The sequence below is a fragment of the Burkholderia sp. AU33803 genome (genome assembly GCF_002223095.1).
Lineage (GTDB): Bacteria > Pseudomonadota > Gammaproteobacteria > Burkholderiales > Burkholderiaceae > Burkholderia.
On the sequence record NZ_NKFJ01000006.1, the window covers coordinates 2,462,744 to 2,479,605 of the forward strand.

Genomic DNA, 16,862 nt, shown 5'->3' on the forward strand with positions numbered 1-16,862 from the left:
CTCCGCTTGTCCGCTTCTGGCTACTACGCGCCGGTTTTTTCGGCGAGCCGGCCGATGTACCAGGCCGAGAATTTTTCGACGAGACCTTCCGTGAACGGCGAATACGGACCCGGCTCGTACGCGCTGCTGGTCGCGCCGCGCTGCGAGAATTCGACGAGCGCGCGATCCTGGTCGTTGGTCGCGTTCCACACGGCCGTGAGGTTCTTCACGTCGTAGTCGATGCCTTCCTTCGCGTCCTTGTGCACGAGCCACTTCGTGCGCACCAGCGTCTTGCCGGCCGACAGCGGGATCACCGAGAACGTCACGATGTGATCGCTCATGAAGTGGTGCCACGAGTTCGGCTGCGTCCAGAACGACAGCCCGCCGAGGTCGGCCTTGTCGAAGCCGCCGAGCAGCTTCTTCGATGCGACCTTCGCATCGAGCGTCTGCGATTCGCCGTGGCGATCGAGCGGCAGGCGCTGCGTGCGGAAGCCCGTCACGTCGAGCAGCTTCTCGATCTCTTCGGACGGCAGGCCCATCTCGGCCCACTCCTTGCCGCGCCGCACGCAGGTTTCCGCGAACGCGTCCATGCCTTCGGCGTTCGCGTCGGAGCGCTGGTAGCCGAAGCCGTATTCGTACAGCGAGATGGTGAGCTCCGGATGGTTCGCGACGCAGTGATAGCACTCGCGGTTGTTCTCCATCGTGAGCTTCCAGTTACCTTCCTCGATGATGTCGACCTGCGCGGCGATCTTCGTGTTCGGCAGATCGTGCGGCAGCAGGTACGGCTCCATCTCGGCGCGCAGCTGCGCGAAGTCGGCGGGCGGCTCGTCGGCGAGGCAGACGAAGATCAGGCCCGCGAGGTTCTCGACGTGCACCGACTTCAGGCTGTGCTTGCAGCGGTCGAACTTCTCGCCCATGTGCTCGGCGAACATCAGCTGGCCCGTCAGGTTGTAGGTCCAGCTGTGGTACGGGCACACGATGTTGCCGACCGAGCCCTTGTCCTCGTTGCACAGGCGCGCACCGCGGTGACGGCACACGTTGTGGAACGCGCGGATCGCCATGTCGTCGTCGCGCACGATCAGGATCGAATCGCTCCCCAGTTCCACGGTCACGTAGTCGCCCGGCTCCGGAATGTCCGGCTCGACCGCCACCTGGATCCAGTGCTGGCGGAAAATCGCCTCCATGTCGAGCGCGAAGATGTCCTCGCTCGTGTAGAACGGTGCCTCGAGGCTGTAGCCTTCCTTGCGCCGCTCGATCAATGCACGAATGTCTGCCGATACTTTCATCGTTTGCTCCGGATTCCTTGCATCCCTGGGTTCTTGCCGACAGGCATCAAAATCAGTAGTCGATGAGCTGATGCTCGCGCAAATACGCGAGGATCACTTGTGCTTTTTCGACCGAACTCCCTTCATTTACGACGTTGCCGCCACGGCTTTCGGTCGTCGTCGCGGACAGCATCCGGGCATGCCCGGAGCGCTTTTCGGCGGCGACCAGCTTTACGGGTTTACGCTCGATCGGGCCGACCTTCCACGCGGCCGCGTCGGCGTCCGCGCCGGGCGCCGCGAGCGCCGGCCGGATCGCGCCGGCGCGCAGCCGCGCATACGCGTAGCGCGGCTCGGCATTGGCGAGCGGATGGACGGCGACGACGGCCGGCAGCGCCGCGTCGACGCGCCGCCGCAGCCCTTTCGGCAAAAATTGCCGGACGGCCACGCGGCCGCCGCCGACCGTCACGTCGACGGCCGAACCGACCAGCGGATAGCCGAGCGTCGCGGCGACGCGATACGGCAGCATGCCGGTGTCGTACGCGCCCTCGGCGCGCGTGCCGGTCAGCACGAGGTCGTAGTCCTCGACACGCGCGGCGAGCGCATGCACGGCGTCGTCGCCGACGCGGCAGGCCAGCACCTCGACCTCCCGTGCGCCGAGCGCGAGATATTCGGCAAGCGCCGCATTGGCGGGGTCGCCCGCATGGATCACGTCGAGCTTCGCGCGATGCCGCTCCGCGAGCTGGCGGCCGGTTTCGAGCGCGGCCGCGTCGTTGCGGCTGTAGCGCGCGACGCCGCTGACCGGATGACGGCCGACGGACACGAGCACCGCGATGCGTTGCAGCTGGCGGGGGGCGTTCATGCAGCGACTCCTTCCGGTTCACGGGTGCCGACCGCGGCCGGCGATTCGCCACGCGCGGCGCGCGCGGCCTGCACCTGTTCGATCAGCGCGGCGATCGTGCCCTGCGCGTCGCCGACCACCGTCAGGTTCGCGCGCTTCGCGATCGGCGCGCTGCCGTCGAGGTTCACCGCGATCACGTGGCGGCAGTCCTTGATCCCCTGCAGGTGCTGCACCGCGCCCGAGATGCCGAACGCGATGTACACGCTCGCCTCGACCGTCTTGCCGGTCGCACCGACCTGCTTGTCGCGCGTGAAGTGACCGTTGTCGACCGCGACGCGGCTTGCGCCGATCGCCGCGCCGAACGCACCGGCCAGCCGCTCGAACGCGCCGATGTCGGACACGCCGTTGCCGGCCGATACGATGAAGTCGGCTTCCTCGAGCGCGACCTGGGCCGCGTCGATTTCGTCGAGGCCGAGATCGCGGTACGGTTGCGCGGCGTCGTGTGCCGGGCGGATGAAGTCGGCAGCCACGCGTTCGCCCGCACCGACGAACGGCAACTTCGCGTCGACCGCGTTCTGCGCGAGCAGGATCACGTCGGGCAGCGCGCGGGTGGCAAACGCGCGCCCCGCGTGCGCATACGCGCCGACATGCTTCGCGTCGATCTCGACGACATGCGTCGCGACGCTCGCGCCGGCAGCCGCCGCGTAGCGCCGGCCGAGATCGCCGTCGCCCGTCGCGTTGTCGGGCACGAACACGTATTTCGGCGCAAGCGCCGCCACGCACGCCTGCAGCGCTTGCAATTCGCTTTCAGGGTCGAACGCGCGCCGATCGAAGCCGGCGAGTTCAAGCAGCTTGTCGACGCCCAGTTCGGCCACGTCGTCCTTCAGTTCGCCGAACGCCAGCAGCGCGACTTCGGTCTGCGCATCGGCGAGCAATGCGGCGGCGGCAATCGCCTGCCGCGAATGATCGTCGAGCGCGCCACGTTCGCCGTGCGCGACCACCAGCATCACGTGCTTCGGATCCTGCACCGCGCGGCGCGGCTTCGCAGCCGCCGCGCCATGACCGTGCGCGATCCCGTGCACGGCGTTCGCATCGGCGCTGCCTTCCTCGCCGAGCGTGATGCGCTTCAGGCCGGCGGCCGTGATGATGAACGGGCGGCGCGGATCGATTCGTTTGATCGTGTTCATCGATTCACTCCAGCGAGGCGGCAACGAGTTCGGCCACGTCGAGCACGTCGGGGCGCGGGCCCACGACGCCTTCGAGCATCGCCGTGCAGTTCGGGCAGGCAACCGCGACCACGTCCGCGCCGATCGTGCGGGCATCGGCGATGCGGATGTCGGGAATGCGCTGCTTGCCGGGGATGTCGGTCAGCGGCGCCCCGCCGCCACCGCCGCAGCAGCGGCCGCGCATGCCGTTGCGCTCCATCTCGACGACCTGGATGCCGATCGTCTTCAGCAGCTTGCGCGGCGCTTCCGTCTCGCCGTTGTAGCGGCCGAGGTAGCACGGATCGTGATACGTGGTGCGCTTGTCCTGCAGCGCTTCGACGGCCTTCGGCGCGATCTTGCCGCTGTCGGCCAGCTCCGCGAGGAAGGTCGTGTGATGCTTGACCGTCACGCGCAGCCCGAGCGCACGGTATTCGTTGTGCAGGCTGTGCATCACGTGCGGGTCGGCCGTCACGATCTGCTTGTACGACAGCGTGTCGAGCGTGCCGATCAGGCGCTTCGCCATCTGCTGGAACGTCGCTTCGTCGCCGAGCCGGCGGGCGACGTCGCCCGTGTCGGTCTCGGTCGCGCCGAGCACCGCATAGTCGACGCCCGCCTTGTTCAGCACCGTGACGAATGCACGCAGCGTGCGCTGGTAGCGCATGTCGAACGCGCCTTCACCCGCGACGAACAGCACGTCGACCGGCTTGCCCGGTTGCGCGACGGGTGCGTTCAGGTCGACCGACCAGTCGTAGCGCGCAGCCGTGTCGTAGCCGCCCATCGTGCCCGTCTCGCGCAGGTTCGCGAGCACTTCCTGGCCCTTGCCCGGCACCGTGCCGTGCACGAGCGTGCGGTTGCGGCGCATGTCGACGATCGCGTCGACGTGTTCGATCAGCATCGGGCATTCCTGCACGCATGCGCGGCAGGTGGTGCACGACCACAGCGTCTGCTCTTCGATCAGGCCAGACACGATCGGGCCGTTCGGCTCGCCGCGATGCTGGCCGACCGGAATGCCCGGCGACGGGCTGCCCGCGTAAGCCGCATCGGTGCCGCCCGCCATCCCGACCACGAGATCCTGGATCAGCTTCTTCGGATTCAGCGGCTGGCCCGACGCGAACGCGGGGCACGCGGCTTCGCACTTGCCGCACTGCACGCACGCGTCGAAGCTCAGCAACTGGTTCCAGCGGAATTCGACCGGCTTCGCGACGCCGTACTCCTGATGCTCGATGTCCGGCAGCTTCAGCGCGGTCGGCGGCGTGGCCGTGCCGTTGCCGGTGAACGAGTCGCGGGTGGCCGCGAAACGCTCCTGGCGCGGGTGGAAGGCCAGGTGCAGGAGACCTGCGATCGCATGCTTCATCGGGCCGCCCTTCGCGGCGCCGACCGTCATCGTGAAGGCGCCGACACCGATCAGCACCGCGCAGAGCACCGCGAACGCGCCCGACATCGCGCCGGTCGGCACCAGCATGAACAGCACGAGGCCGAGCGCGAACGAGCCGAGCAGCCATGGCAGCGTATTCCACGGGCCGCGCGACAGGCGCGCCGGCACGTCCTTGGCCGCGCGCCGGCGCCACACGAACACCGCGCCGACCAGCATCGCGAGCGCCGCGAGGAAGATCAGCTTGTCGAGCCACGGCGAGTAGATCGCGAGGCCGTAGTTGACGAACACCAGCGCGAGCGCACCGATCGCGCCGCCGGCCGTCGCGACGTGCGTCTTCGCGATGTACGGATCACGGGCGACCACATGGTGCAGGTCGACGAAGTAGCGCTTCGGGATCGCGAACAGGTTCGCGACGCCGAACGAACCGGGCGCGGTGGCCCGGCCCAGACGCCAGTAGGACGAGCGCTTCGCGACCGCGAACGCGAGCCCCGCCACCGACAGCCACAACAGGGCGGTAATGAGGAAGGACGGGTTCATCGTTTAGAAATCCTTCGCGAGACGCAGCGAGTCGTAGATCGCCCCGTGGACGTTGTGCATCGAGATGCAGTCACCGACACGGAACAGCAGGAAACGGCCGTTGCCGAGCTCTTCCGACAGGCACGGTTGCGGCTCGGCCGCGAACAGCGTGTGCGGATCGATCTGGCCACGGTTCACCGATTCCGGCTTGAGCTTCCAGTACAGCTCGTCGTTCGGCGACGAGCCGTTCTCGATCACCACCTGGTCGACCGCGCGCTCTTCCAGCTCTTCCGTGTACTCGTTGCGCAGCACGGCGATCAGCTTGCCGTCCTCTTCGTAGACGCGATCGAGCATCGTGTTCGGCGTCGGGATCACGCCGAATGCATACAGGCGGCGATAGAAGATCGGGAACGTCGTGCCGCCGCAATCGTCGGCGACCTTCACGTCCGGCGTGACGACCTCGACCTTCGAGCCGCGGCTCGCCATGAAGTCGGCCACGCCGGCGCCCGCATGCGTGCTCACGCCGTCGAACAGCAGCACGTTCTGCTTCGGCTCGACCTTGCCGGTCAGGATGTCCCACGAGCTGACGGCCAGCCCTTCGGCCACGCCCCAGCCCGGCACCTGCCACGTGAAGCTCGACCCGCCCGTCGCGAGCACGACGATGTCCGGCTTCTCGGCCATGATCATCTTCTCGTCGGCGGCCACGCCGAGGCGGCGATCGACGCCCAGGCGTTTCGTTTCCATGTCGAACCAGCGGATGATCCCCGACATCTGTTCGCGCTGCGGTGCCTTCGCGGCGATCATCACCTGGCCGCCCACTTCGGCATTCTTCTCGAACAGCACGACGTCGTGGCCGCGCAGCTTCGCGACACGTGCGGCCTCGAGCCCTGCGGGGCCCGCGCCGACCACCACGACCTTGCGCTTCGGGCCGCGCGACTTCTCGATGATGTGCGGCATCGTCGCTTCGCGCGAGGTCGCCGCGTTCTGGATGCACAGCACGTCGAGGCCGTTGTACTGGCGGTCGATACAGTAGTTCGCGCCGACGCACTGCTTGATTTCGTCCTCGCGGCCGTCGCGGATCTTGATCACCATGTGCGGATCGGCGATCTGCGCGCGCGTCATGCCGACCAGGTCGATCATGCCGGTCGCGAGCAGGCGCTCGGCCTGGCCCGCGTCGCGGATGCTCTGCGCGTGCATCACCGGAATCTTCACGACCGACTTGATGCCGGCCGCGAGGTGCACGAACGGCTCCGGCGGTAGCGCCATCGGCGGCATGCAGTTGGCGATCGTGTTGTGCGTGTCGCCGCCCGAGCCGACCACGCTCAGGTAGTCGATCAGGCCCGTCTCCGACATCGCCTGCGCGATTTCCTTCAGCGCTTCGTGATCGAGGCCGTCCTCGTGGAATTCGTCGCCGCACATGCGCAGGCCGACGCAGAAATCCTTGCCCACCGCCTCGCGCACGGCCGTCAGCACCTCGATGCCGAAGCGCAAGCGGTTTTCCAGGCTGCCGCCCCATTCGTCGGTGCGATGGTTCGAACGCCTGCTCCAGAACTGGTCGATCAGGTGCTGGTGGGCGGCCGAGATTTCGATGCCGTCCATGCCGGCCGCCTTCACGCGCTTCGCGGCGGCCGCGAAGTCGCCGATGATGCGGCGGATTTCCTCGATCTCGATGATCTTCGCGTTGCCGCGGTGCACGGGTTCGCGCACGCCCGACGGTGACATCAGGTGCGGCCAGTGCTCGCCGTGGAACGACGAGCGGCGGCCCATGTGCGTCGCCTGGATCATGATCTTCGCGCCGTGCTTGTGCATCGTGTCGGCGAGGCGCGTGAGCGGATCGATGATCTTGTCGGTCGATAGGTTCACCGATTTCCACCAGCCCTGCGGGCTGTCGATCGACACCGGGCTCGACCCGCCGCAGATCGCGAGGCCCACGCCGCCCTTCGCCTTTTCTTCGTAGTAGCGGATATAGCGGTCGCCCGGCAGGCCGCCCGGCTCGGCATACACCTCCGCATGCGCGGTGCTGACGATCCGGTTGCGCAGCGTCAGCTGGTTCAGCTGCATGGGTTTGAACAGGTGGGGATAACGCATCGCTGGCGACCTCTGGCGTTCGAATGTCTCGTGTTGCGGGTGTTGTTGTGTTTCGGTGAATCCGTGCGTCAGGGCTTCAGTGCGCGATCGGCGACACTTCGAAGACGCAGTGGTCGTGATGCTCGGCCGCGCACTGCACTTCCTTCGACTGCGCACGCGGCGCGCCCTTGCCTTCCGGCGTCGTGTCGTTGACCCAGTCCATCGCGCCGGCGAACCAGCCCGCGAACATGTAGCAAAGCTTGCCTTCCTTGCCCGGCTGCTGGAGTACGAACGACGAGTGGCGCAGCTCGATCTTCGCGCGCGCGCTCGCCGGGTCGGCTTCGATGATCGAGAACAGGCCCCAGCCGCGCTGCGACAGGCGCTTCAGGTAGTGCTCGAACACGGCCATGCCGGTCAGGCCGTGCAACTTCGCTTCCTTGTCGCACCAGTGGTAGGCGGACTTGTAGCCGGCCTTGTAGAGGATCTCGGCATACGCTTCGACACCGAGCGCTTCCTCGACGGCGACGTGGTTGTTCGTGAAGAAGTGGCGCGGCACGTACAGCATCGGCAGCGCGTCGGTGGTCCAGACGCCGGTATCGGGATCGACGTTGATCGGCAGTTGCGGTTGCATCGTGGTGACTCCGTGAGGAAAGTGGCCGCGCGGCTCAGTGCACCGGCGCGACATCGTCCGCGCGCCCGTGCGGCTTGCACGGGCACGTCCCGATTTCTTTTAATGTTGAATCGCTGAAAGGGGTTCGGCGTTCGCGGCGCTTATGCGCCCCACACGTCCTTGAACACGCGCACCCAGTTCTCGCCCATGATCTTGCGGATACGCGACTCCTTCCAGCCGTGGCGTTCCATCGCGGCCGTCAGGTTCGGGAATTCGCCGATCGTGCGGATGCCGTCCGGGTTGATCACCTTGCCGAAGTTCGTCAGCTGGCGATAGCGGCCCTTGTCATGCGTCAGCATGTCGAAGAATTCCTTCGCGTAATCCTGCGTGAAGTCCGTGCCGATGCCGACCGCATCCTCGCCGATCAGGTTCACGACGTAGTCGATCGCCTCGATGTAGTCGTCGATGTTCGCTTCGATCCCGCGCTTGAGGAACGGCGCGAACATCGTCACGCCGACGAAGCCGCCCGCATCGGCGATCTCCTTCAGCTGCTCGTCGCTCTTGTTGCGCGGATGCTCCTTCAGGCCCGACGGCAGGCAGTGCGAGTAGCACACCGGCTTCTTCGAGAACGCGATCGCTTCCGACGACGTATTGCCGCCCACGTGCGACAGGTCGACCATGATGCCGACGCGGTTCATCTCGGTGATCACTTCGCGGCCGAAGTCCGACAGGCCGCCGTCACGTTCATAGCAGCCGGTGCCCACCAGGTTCTGCGTGTTGTAGCAGAGCTGCACGACGCGCACGCCCATGTCGGCGAACGCTTCGATGTAGCCGATGTTGTCCTCGAACGCATGCGCGTTCTGGAACCCGAGGATCACGCCGGTCTTGTCTTCCTTCTTCGCGCGGAAGATGTCTTCCGTCGTGCGCACCAGCGTCAGCAGCTCGCTGTTGTCGCGGATCTTCTTCTTCATCACGCCGATGTTGTCGACGGTCTTGGTGAAGTTCTCCCATACCGACACCGTGCAGTTCGCGGCCGTGATGCCACCCTTGCGCATGTCTTCGAACACCGGCTTCTCGAACTTCGAGATGTTCAGCCCGTCGATGATGATGCTGTCTTGATGCAGCGTGCTCATGTGTTGCTCCAGTATTGTCGGGTCGGTGGGATCAATAGATCGGGAAGCGTTCGCACAACGCGAAGATCTCGCGGCGCACGCGCTGTTCGGTCGCGTGGTCGCCTTCCGGGTTCGCGCGCAGTGCATCGAACACTTCCAGGATCAGGCGGCCCACCTCGCGGAATTCCGCGACGCCGAAGCCGCGCGTCGTGCCGGCCGGCGTGCCGAGGCGGATGCCCGACGTGACGGTCGGCTTCTCGGTGTCGAACGGAATGCCGTTCTTGTTGCAGGTGATGCCCGCACGCTCCAGCGCCTGCTCGACCGGCGCGCCCTTCAGGCCCTTCGGACGCAGGTCGACCAGCAGCAGGTGGTTGTCGGTGCCGCCCGTGACGAGATCGACGCCGCCCGCCTTCAGCACTTCGCCGAGCGCCTGCGCGTTCGCGAGCACGTTGTCGATGTAGGTCTTGAAGTCCGCGTGCAGCACTTCGCCGAACGCGACGGCCTTGCCGGCGATCACGTGCATCAGCGGGCCGCCCTGCAGGCCGGGGAACACGGCCGAGTTGATCTTCTTCGCGATGTCTTCATCGTTGGTCAGCACGAAGCCGCCGCGCGGGCCGCGCAGCGTCTTGTGGGTGGTCGACGTGACGACGTGCGCATGCTCGACCGGGTTCGCGTGGCGGCCCGCGGCGATCACGCCGGCGATGTGCGCCATGTCGACCATCAGCTTCGCGCCGACGCTGTCGGCGATCGCACGGAAGCGCGCGAAGTCGAGCGCACGCGGGTAGGCCGAGAAGCCGGCGATGATCAGGTTCGGCTTGTGCTCGTGCGCGAGCGCCTCGACCTGGTCGTAGTCGATCCGCATCGTGTCGCGGTTCACGCCGTACTGCACGGCGTTGAACCACTTGCCCGACAGCGCCGGCTTCGCGCCGTGCGTCAGGTGGCCGCCGGCGTCGAGCGACATGCCGAGCACCGTGTCGCCCGGCTTGGCCAGCGCGAGCATCACCGAGCCGTTCGCCTGCGCGCCCGAGTGCGGCTGCACGTTCGCATAGCCGGCATTGAAGATCTGCTTGACGCGCTCGATTGCCAGCGCCTCGACTTCATCCGCGAATTCGCAGCCGCCGTAATAGCGCTTGCCCGGATAGCCTTCCGCGTACTTGTTGGTCAGCACCGAGCCCTGCGCCTCGAGCACGGCGCGAGACACGATGTTTTCCGACGCGATCAGCTCGACCTGCGACTGCTGACGCTCGAGTTCCTTCAGGATGGCGCTGCGCACCGGCGCGTCGCGCTCGGCGAGGGACTGCGAGAAGAAAGGCTGGGTGTTCGACATAGTGCGTCCGTGACGAAGAATAAGGGGCTGAAACCGAAGCTCAAGGCCCGCCCTGCCTGGGTTTCCCGCTCGTCCCGTACAAGGCTGCCGACGGCTCTATTCTTGTCGTTCGGATTTTCGGCGGATTGATGAATTTAGACGCGTTCTTTGCCTTTTCCGCCATCCGCGTCCGTTTTATACAAGTGACCGGTCGTGCTTTTTCGGATGACCAACAAAAGTGGTCGAGCCAGTTCACCTATGAACAGGCACGCCGGCGGTGCGATTGCCGCCCGGTCGGGGTGCAACCCGTCACGGATACGGTGCAGTGCAGCATGCCGCTTTCAGCCAGACAACGTATGGATCTAGGGTTTAGCCGTATGGCACGCTTGTTGCGCTGGCTCACACAATATCGCAGCCCGATCGGTGCCCCCGGGCGTAAAGCTATTAGAGATTCTAGGAACGCTCCCCATGTCGCCCGACCGCACAGCGTCGCTGTCCCACTTCGCGTTCATGCCGTTACCGAACTTCACGATGATCGCGTTCACCAATGCGATCGAGGTGCTTCGGATGGCGAACTACCTGAGCGGCCAGCCGCTCTACCGCTGGTCGGTCATCAGCCCGGATGGCGGCCCGGTCACCGCGAGCAACGGCCTGACGGTCGACACCGGCCCGGCCGAATGCGTGGGGCAGCCCGACATCGTGTTCGTGTGCGGCGGCGTCGACGTGCAGCGCGCGACCACGCCCGCCCATCTGTCGACGCTGCGCCGCTTCGCGCGCGCGGGCATCCCGCTCGGCAGCCTGTGCACGGGCACCTATGCACTCGCGAAGTCGGGGCTGCTCGCGGGCTATGCGTGCGCGATCCACTGGGAGAACATGTCGGCGCTGAAGGAAGAGTTTCCGGACACGCGCTTCCTGAAGGAACTGTTCGTGATCGACCGCGACCGCATCACGTGCACGGGCGGCGTCGCGCCGCTCGACATGATGCTGAACCTGATCGCCGCGCGCGTGGGCACCGCGCGCGTCACGCAGATCGCCGAGCAGTTCATCGTCGAACACGTGCGCGACACGAGCGCGCAGCAACGCATGCCGCTCGTCGCGCGCCTCGGCTCCGCGAACAAGTCGCTGTTCGAAGTGATCTCGTTGATGGAGAACAACATCGAGGAGCCGCTGTCACGCGAGGAACTCGCGCGGCTCGCGAACATGTCGCAGCGGCAACTGCAGCGCCTGTTCCGCGAACACCTCGGCATGACGCCGACGCACTACTACCTGACGCTACGGTTGCGCCGCGCACGCGAACTGCTGCTGCAGACCGACATGTCGATCATGCACATCACGATGGCGTGCGGCTTCCAGTCGGCGTGCCATTTCAGCAAGAGCTATCGCGACGCGTTCGGCGTCGCGCCGACCCGCGAGCGCCGCAAGCAGGTGGCGCCGCTTGCGCAGGGTGCGGAGCCAGCGTTTGCGGCGCGAGCGACGCCGATCGCCCCCGCCCATGCGCCGGCCTGAACGGTCGACTCACCCGGAACATCACACGCGCACTCGCATACGGCCTATCGGGCGAACTGCTCGCCGTCGTAGCTGCCCAGGTACTGCCAGTCAGCGTTGCTCGACCAGTCGGTCGGGAAGTAGCCGTAGTTTGCGTTGATCAACCTGAAGTAGTCGCGAGTACTGCGATACGGATTGTCGTAGCCGTAGATGTCGCCGCTCACGCCCACCTTCGCGCCGTCCCACGCGCGCATCGCCGGCTTGCGGTATTCCGCGAGCATCTTCAGATCGTACGCCTGCGACGCCGAGTAAGTCTCGCCGCCATAGCTTCCGAGATATCGCCAGGATGCATTGCTCGTGCCCGACGTGGGAAAGAAATCGTACTGTGCCGTGAGTAGCCGGAAATAGTCGCGGGACATTCGATAGGGATTCGAATAGACGTAAAGATCACCGACCGTACCGCGCCGCTCGCTGTTCCACTGCCGCAGCGTTCCGTTGCCGTACACGCGTTGCATCATCGCGTCGTGAAGCGCCGCGCCATCGCCGAGAAGCTGAATCGAACCGCCGAGCGTCGTCGCAACGCCGCCACCTGCCACGGTTACGGTTACGGTTACGCGAATCGGGGCGAATGCGCCAGGCAACGCCGTTGCGGGCGCGATCAGCGTAATGCTCGCCCCCTCTCGTCCTCCTGACGTATGGAAGCCGGCCGGTATCGTCCACGCGTATTGCGGCGAGCGGCCCGTCGCGTTCGCGACTTCCGCCTGCACGGTGAATCCTTGCCCCGGTATCACGGATTTCGGCATCACGATCCTGCCGGCCGGCGCCTGCTCGAGAGGGCCGTATGTATGGGTCACCGCATCGTCCGTGTTATCCCAGATCGGCTTGTCGAGCGCAGGCAGCCCCGACGCCGCGAGGATGGCGCGTGTCTGAGCGTTAGCTCGCAGCCCCCATTTATCGAAGAACGGCAGGAGGTTCCGCCCCGCAACCCGGCTGGTCTCGATAATGAAGGCTTGACGCTTGCGATCGTCGGCAACCGGCAGCTCCGCGACCGGCAACGTTCGATAACGCTGGCCGAGTCGTGCATGGAAGTCCCGTCCGAATGCAAGATCGAGTTGCCAGAGCATCGCCGCGCGAACGAGTGGATCGCCGAGCGTGTCGTAACTGCCGCCCGGCCGGTCCAGATGAGCACGGACTTTGTCCCAGACGCGATCGGTGACGAGCCGTGACGGTTGCGCGAGCGCGCGCTGCACGTACAGTGCGGTCAGATGGCTCATCGCGGCCTGCTGGGTATCCCATGTCATCGCCGGGATTCGGTAATGATGGCCCAGTTGCGTCCAGGCTACCCAGCCGTGGCTCACCAGTTCGGCCGCGTTCAGGACGGGCCTCGCCCGATCCACACGCGTGCCGAGCCAATAATCCGATGCCGACATATCGCCCGGCATCGCATCCGGCTGCGTCACGAAATGATGACGAAACGGTGTCGCCATGCTCGGATACGCGGCGTCACGACCCAACCCGTATTGCTGCTCCGCCAGCGTGACGATTTCGTCCCACCGACTCAGCACTTGCTCGGGATTGTCGACATGCTCGCGCACAACGGCAAGCGGCATCGTCAACATCATCCGGCGGCCGACCAGTTCCGCGTACGGCTCGCCCGAACCGCGGTTCAGTATCGCGCTCCAGTCGCTCGCGCGATCCTTTCCGAGCACGAAACGCGGGAATGCCCGGCCGCCGCTCACCAATCTCGCCGAAACCTGTCCGCGGCCGCGCTCGCTTCGCATGACGAAATAAATGACACCATCATTCTTGACCGGAACGACATTTTGCCCCTCGCGAAGAACATGCCGCTGTCGAGCGAACGCCGGATCGCCGGCGCGCGCGATCGATTCGATCCACACTTCCGTTGCGCGATTCGGCGGCGGACCGCAGTACGTCACGTTGATCGTCAGCGCCGTATCGCGCGCCGCCCAGAATCCGGTCGACTGCACCGGGCTGGCCAGAAGCGCGCGCCGATGCGCGCGCTTCACATCCAGCGGATCGCCGGCTTCCCGAAGCGACGAACCGCATACGTCCGGGACATGCGCCGGCACGGGTGCGGCGCCGCCGGTAGTCGCCGCCGACGACGTCGCTATGGCGACTATGACGATGTTCGCACGGAACTTGCGGTGGCTTCGATGCTGTTTCATGATCGTTTTTTCGTATCGAAATGGGAATCGCTTCCCAATAAATAGATTAAATAATCCTGAAACGGACTATTCCAAGTCGACACGCGCGTTCATACCATACCCGATCCACTCGTGCGTCGTCACGTGGTTTTTATGAAGAATCGCTGAAAATAATTTCAACATGCCGGAGCCGATCCGCTCCAGGCATTTCGAGAATCCGGCTCGGCTGCCCGTTTTTCGATCGACCGTAAGCGATCCGGAACAATACTCTCCGTCCATTCGACGATACGCCAGCCTGTTCTCCCCCGAGGTCGCCCCACCACGAAGCAGCCAGGATACGAATACTGTCCGCCCCCGCCCATTGAACCCGGTTCGGGTTTGATTTATTTCGAGATATTAATGTCTCGAATTTGCCGCCCCGGATCCCGAAACAAAGTACGCATTCTTAATTTATCTTTTTGCCCACCCCTGCCAATACTTCATCCGAAACTGCCAATACACCGAATTCGCCATTGCTTTCTGCAGTATTACAAATATTATCCTCAGAGACACGACGCAAACTACGTGATTGAGATCCGAGGCTTGGCGACATGAAAAACGATGCCGTTCCCGATTGCGGGAGCAGCCGCGATTTGTTTCGATGCGCAATGCAATTCCCGCGCCGCCGGCTCACGGTGGCTGCCGTGCTGTTCGACGGATTTTCTCTCAGGCAGGCAGAACGCTTTTCCAAAGCCCTCTGCCGCGTCAACGCACCCGGCGGTGCGGCGGCGGAAATCGCCGCGGAGTATGAACTGCTGCTGCTGTCGACTCAGGGCGGCATCGTGCGTTCGTCTTCCGGGATACCCGTGTGGACGCAGTCGCTCGCCGAGCACGAGACGACGCGCCTCGCATGCGTCGTCGCATTTCGTGCGGCGAGCAGCGCCGATACACCTCTGCCTCGACGCCACGTTCTCCAGCGACAGACGACGAAACACGACGGCCGCGCCACGAAGCTTTCCGGCCTGTCCGGGCACGCCGTCGAGGGCGCGAACGGCGCGTGCCGGTCAATGCGACCGGCCGACGCAGTGGGCCACGGCACGATGGACGCGTACATCGCACCGCTCGGCGAGACGAGTACTCGTTCGCATCACGTCAGAATCAGCGACCGCATCCGCGCGTCGGCCGACTGGCTGCGCGAGCACTACACCCAACGCATTTCCATCGCGGAAGTCGCGACCGTGGCGCGGATGAGCGAGCGCAACTTCCTGCGACGCTTCAAGCAGGAACTCGGCCAGCGCCCGTCGGAGTTCGTGCGGCGCATACGTCTCGAAGCGGCGGGCCGGTTGCTGGCCCACACCGATCTCCCCGCGGACAAGATAGCCCGACGCACGGGAATCGGCCGAGGGAACCAGTTGGCCAGGATGTTCAGACAGCATCTCGGCCTTTCGCCGACCGAGTACCGAACCGCCGTGCGTCTGAGCAGCGCATACGCGGACGCGGATCCGGTACCTCACCCGCCTCGCCAGGAACCGGACGGCACTGCATGACCGCGGTTTGATGGTGTCGCCATGCAGCCGTGCGGCGACACGATCATCCTCGCTTGACCTCGCCGACTCGATGCGGCATCGCAACCGTCGGCGCGGGCCCGGTATCCACGCGTGCTGCGACGTCCGGCTTCCCTTCATTGCACGGGTTGGCGGATTCGGCCCCGCCCTCGAGCCCGATCACAGTCCAGGAGCACACCCCATGGCCGATGCCAATTTCACGACTCCCGTCCTTCCGAGGGTCGTCGATCTCTCGATGATCGTATCGGGCGCCATCGCGCCGACCGTCGTCGGCATCGAAGGCGAGATCGCGCCGCTGGCCGGCGGCATGCCGATCGCATTCGCGACGGCGTTCTCGCTGTCGGTCTTTCCGGCATGCGGGCTGTACGTCACGCGCGCGCGCGATTCGGTCGGCAGCATCCTGAGCCGGACGATCCTGGCGTGGGGGGCGGTCCAGTCCTGCTGCGCCGCGCTGCTGTTCGCCATCGACGGCAACCTCCTGGCGTCGGCAACGTGGTTCCTGTGCTGGACGATGACGACATGCATCGGGCTGCTGGCGTTTCGGGCCGTGTTGCCTACCCTCTTCGGGTTCCGTGGGGCGGCATGGCCGGCGGACGCCGCGCCCGGCGCGATTCGCAGCGGCGCCGAGCGTGTCGCCCAAAGCAGGCTCAAGCGCGCGCTCGACGTGACGTTGGCGCTCGGCCTCATTGCCGTTTTTTCCCCGCTGCTTGCCCTGATCGCGGTGGCCGTCAAGCTCGATGGCGGCGCTTGCCTGTATGCGCAGACCCGCGTCGGCCGTGGCGGTCGTCCGTTCCGCTGCCTGAAGTTCCGTACGATGGAGCCAGATGCGGACCGCCGGCTGCAGACGCTGCTCGAAAGCAACCCGCAGGCACGCGCCGAATGGCAGCGCGAGTTCAAGCTGAAAGACGATGTCCGCATTACCCCGATGGGGCGCATCCTGCGCCGCACGAGCCTCGACGAACTGCCGCAATTGTTCAACGTCGTGCGCGCAGACATGAGCCTCGTGGGCCCACGCCCCATCGTCGAAGCGGAATTGCCGCGTTACGGCGCCGACCTCGCGTACTACCTCGCCGTTCGTCCCGGCATGACCGGACTTTGGCAAGTCAGCGGGCGCAACGACACGAGCTACGCGACGCGAGTCTCGCTCGACGTGCGCTATGTGCGTACCTGGTCGCTCGGCCAGGACTTGCGCATCCTCCTGAAAACCATTGGCGTGGTCGTGCGCGGCGCCGGAGCCTATTGATGCGCCGATGCGCGAACGCGACTCTCGCACGCCCCTTCACACCAACACCCCGAGACATGCATCGCCCGAATCCATCCCGCGTAGCCGGTCAGCCTGCATCGAATCCCCGCCCTGCTTCGAGCGATCGCACGACCACCCGCTCGAGCGTGCCG

The 16,862-nt window shown here is 65.6% G+C and carries 12 protein-coding genes; 3 read left to right on the forward strand and 9 right to left on the reverse strand.

All coding sequences use genetic code 11. The features are described from left to right. Positions 1-23: 23 nt before the first annotated feature. From CFB41_RS28390 to CFB41_RS28425, 8 genes are all read right to left on the reverse strand, one after another. Complete coding sequence (locus CFB41_RS28390) at positions 24-1,265, reverse strand: aromatic ring-hydroxylating dioxygenase subunit alpha (RefSeq protein ID WP_089441772.1); 1,242 nt, start codon at positions 1,263-1,265, stop codon at positions 24-26. 52 nt (positions 1,266-1,317) lie between these two features. Continuing rightward, complete coding sequence (locus CFB41_RS28395) at positions 1,318-2,103, reverse strand: electron transfer flavoprotein subunit beta/FixA family protein (RefSeq protein WP_089458747.1); 786 nt, start codon at positions 2,101-2,103, stop codon at positions 1,318-1,320. Next, positions 2,100-3,269 carry an electron transfer flavoprotein subunit alpha/FixB family protein gene (locus CFB41_RS28400; protein WP_089458748.1) on the reverse strand — a complete coding sequence of 390 codons (1,170 nt, stop codon included), beginning with the start codon at positions 3,267-3,269 and terminating at the stop codon, positions 2,100-2,102. Before CFB41_RS28400 ends, CFB41_RS28395 begins: the two co-directional genes overlap by 4 nt. Positions 3,270-3,273: 4 nt before the next feature. Beyond that, complete coding sequence (locus CFB41_RS28405; RefSeq protein ID WP_089458749.1) at positions 3,274-5,199, reverse strand: (Fe-S)-binding protein; 1,926 nt, start codon at positions 5,197-5,199, stop codon at positions 3,274-3,276. Between the two features lie 3 nt (positions 5,200-5,202). After that, positions 5,203-7,266, reverse strand: coding sequence for an NADH:flavin oxidoreductase (locus tag CFB41_RS28410; protein ID WP_089458750.1), 2,064 nt, complete (start codon positions 7,264-7,266; stop codon positions 5,203-5,205). A gap of 76 nt (positions 7,267-7,342) precedes the next feature. After that, the gene (locus CFB41_RS28415) at positions 7,343-7,876 is read right to left on the reverse strand and encodes a DUF5943 domain-containing protein (RefSeq protein ID WP_006488993.1); all 534 of its coding nucleotides are present in this window, start codon (positions 7,874-7,876) and stop codon (positions 7,343-7,345) included. Between the two features lie 140 nt (positions 7,877-8,016). Continuing rightward, on the reverse strand, positions 8,017-8,988 hold the full coding sequence (locus CFB41_RS28420; RefSeq protein WP_042588480.1) for a dipeptidase: 972 nt from the start codon (positions 8,986-8,988) through the stop codon (positions 8,017-8,019). A 31-nt stretch (positions 8,989-9,019) separates the two neighbouring features. Then, a complete protein-coding gene (locus CFB41_RS28425; RefSeq protein ID WP_069260596.1) occupies positions 9,020-10,294 on the reverse strand; it encodes a serine hydroxymethyltransferase in 1,275 nt (424 codons plus the stop codon). Between the two features lie 447 nt (positions 10,295-10,741). Here CFB41_RS28425 and CFB41_RS28430 point away from each other — a divergent pair, with 447 nt between their 5' ends. Beyond that, positions 10,742-11,779, forward strand: a complete 1,038-nt coding sequence (locus CFB41_RS28430) for a GlxA family transcriptional regulator (RefSeq protein ID WP_089458751.1) — start codon at positions 10,742-10,744, stop codon at positions 11,777-11,779. A 44-nt stretch (positions 11,780-11,823) separates the two neighbouring features. Here the strand turns inward: CFB41_RS28430 and CFB41_RS28435 are convergent, their stop codons facing one another. After that, positions 11,824-13,944 carry a M60 family metallopeptidase gene (locus CFB41_RS28435; protein WP_089458752.1) on the reverse strand — a complete coding sequence of 707 codons (2,121 nt, stop codon included), beginning with the start codon at positions 13,942-13,944 and terminating at the stop codon, positions 11,824-11,826. 569 nt (positions 13,945-14,513) lie between these two features. Between CFB41_RS28435 and CFB41_RS28440 the strand changes: the two genes are divergently transcribed. Next, positions 14,514-15,449, forward strand: coding sequence for a helix-turn-helix domain-containing protein (locus CFB41_RS28440; protein WP_089458753.1), 936 nt, complete (start codon positions 14,514-14,516; stop codon positions 15,447-15,449). A 199-nt stretch (positions 15,450-15,648) separates the two neighbouring features. After that, entirely contained in the window at positions 15,649-16,710 is a 1,062-nt protein-coding gene (locus CFB41_RS28445) for a sugar transferase (protein ID WP_256941236.1), read from the forward strand. Positions 16,711-16,862: the final 152 nt, after the last annotated feature.

What these genes read in the sequence shown, in the direction of transcription:
- CFB41_RS28415 (WP_006488993.1), bottom strand. Translation starts at nt 7,876, where the DNA reads ATGCAACCGCAACTGCCGATCAACGTCGATCCCGATACCGGCGTCTGG.
- CFB41_RS28445 (WP_256941236.1), top strand. Translation starts at nt 15,649, where the DNA reads ATGGCCGATGCCAATTTCACGACTCCCGTCCTTCCGAGGGTCGTCGAT.
- CFB41_RS28430 (WP_089458751.1), top strand. Translation starts at nt 10,742, where the DNA reads ATGTCGCCCGACCGCACAGCGTCGCTGTCCCACTTCGCGTTCATGCCG.
- CFB41_RS28405 (WP_089458749.1), bottom strand. Translation starts at nt 5,199, where the DNA reads ATGAACCCGTCCTTCCTCATTACCGCCCTGTTGTGGCTGTCGGTGGCG.
- CFB41_RS28440 (WP_089458753.1), top strand. Translation starts at nt 14,514, where the DNA reads ATGAAAAACGATGCCGTTCCCGATTGCGGGAGCAGCCGCGATTTGTTT.
- CFB41_RS28420 (WP_042588480.1), bottom strand. Translation starts at nt 8,988, where the DNA reads ATGAGCACGCTGCATCAAGACAGCATCATCATCGACGGGCTGAACATC.
- CFB41_RS28410 (WP_089458750.1), bottom strand. Translation starts at nt 7,266, where the DNA reads ATGCGTTATCCCCACCTGTTCAAACCCATGCAGCTGAACCAGCTGACG.
- CFB41_RS28395 (WP_089458747.1), bottom strand. Translation starts at nt 2,103, where the DNA reads ATGAACGCCCCCCGCCAGCTGCAACGCATCGCGGTGCTCGTGTCCGTC.
- CFB41_RS28435 (WP_089458752.1), bottom strand. Translation starts at nt 13,944, where the DNA reads ATGAAACAGCATCGAAGCCACCGCAAGTTCCGTGCGAACATCGTCATA.
- CFB41_RS28400 (WP_089458748.1), bottom strand. Translation starts at nt 3,269, where the DNA reads ATGAACACGATCAAACGAATCGATCCGCGCCGCCCGTTCATCATCACG.
- CFB41_RS28425 (WP_069260596.1), bottom strand. Translation starts at nt 10,294, where the DNA reads ATGTCGAACACCCAGCCTTTCTTCTCGCAGTCCCTCGCCGAGCGCGAC.
- CFB41_RS28390 (WP_089441772.1), bottom strand. Translation starts at nt 1,265, where the DNA reads ATGAAAGTATCGGCAGACATTCGTGCATTGATCGAGCGGCGCAAGGAA.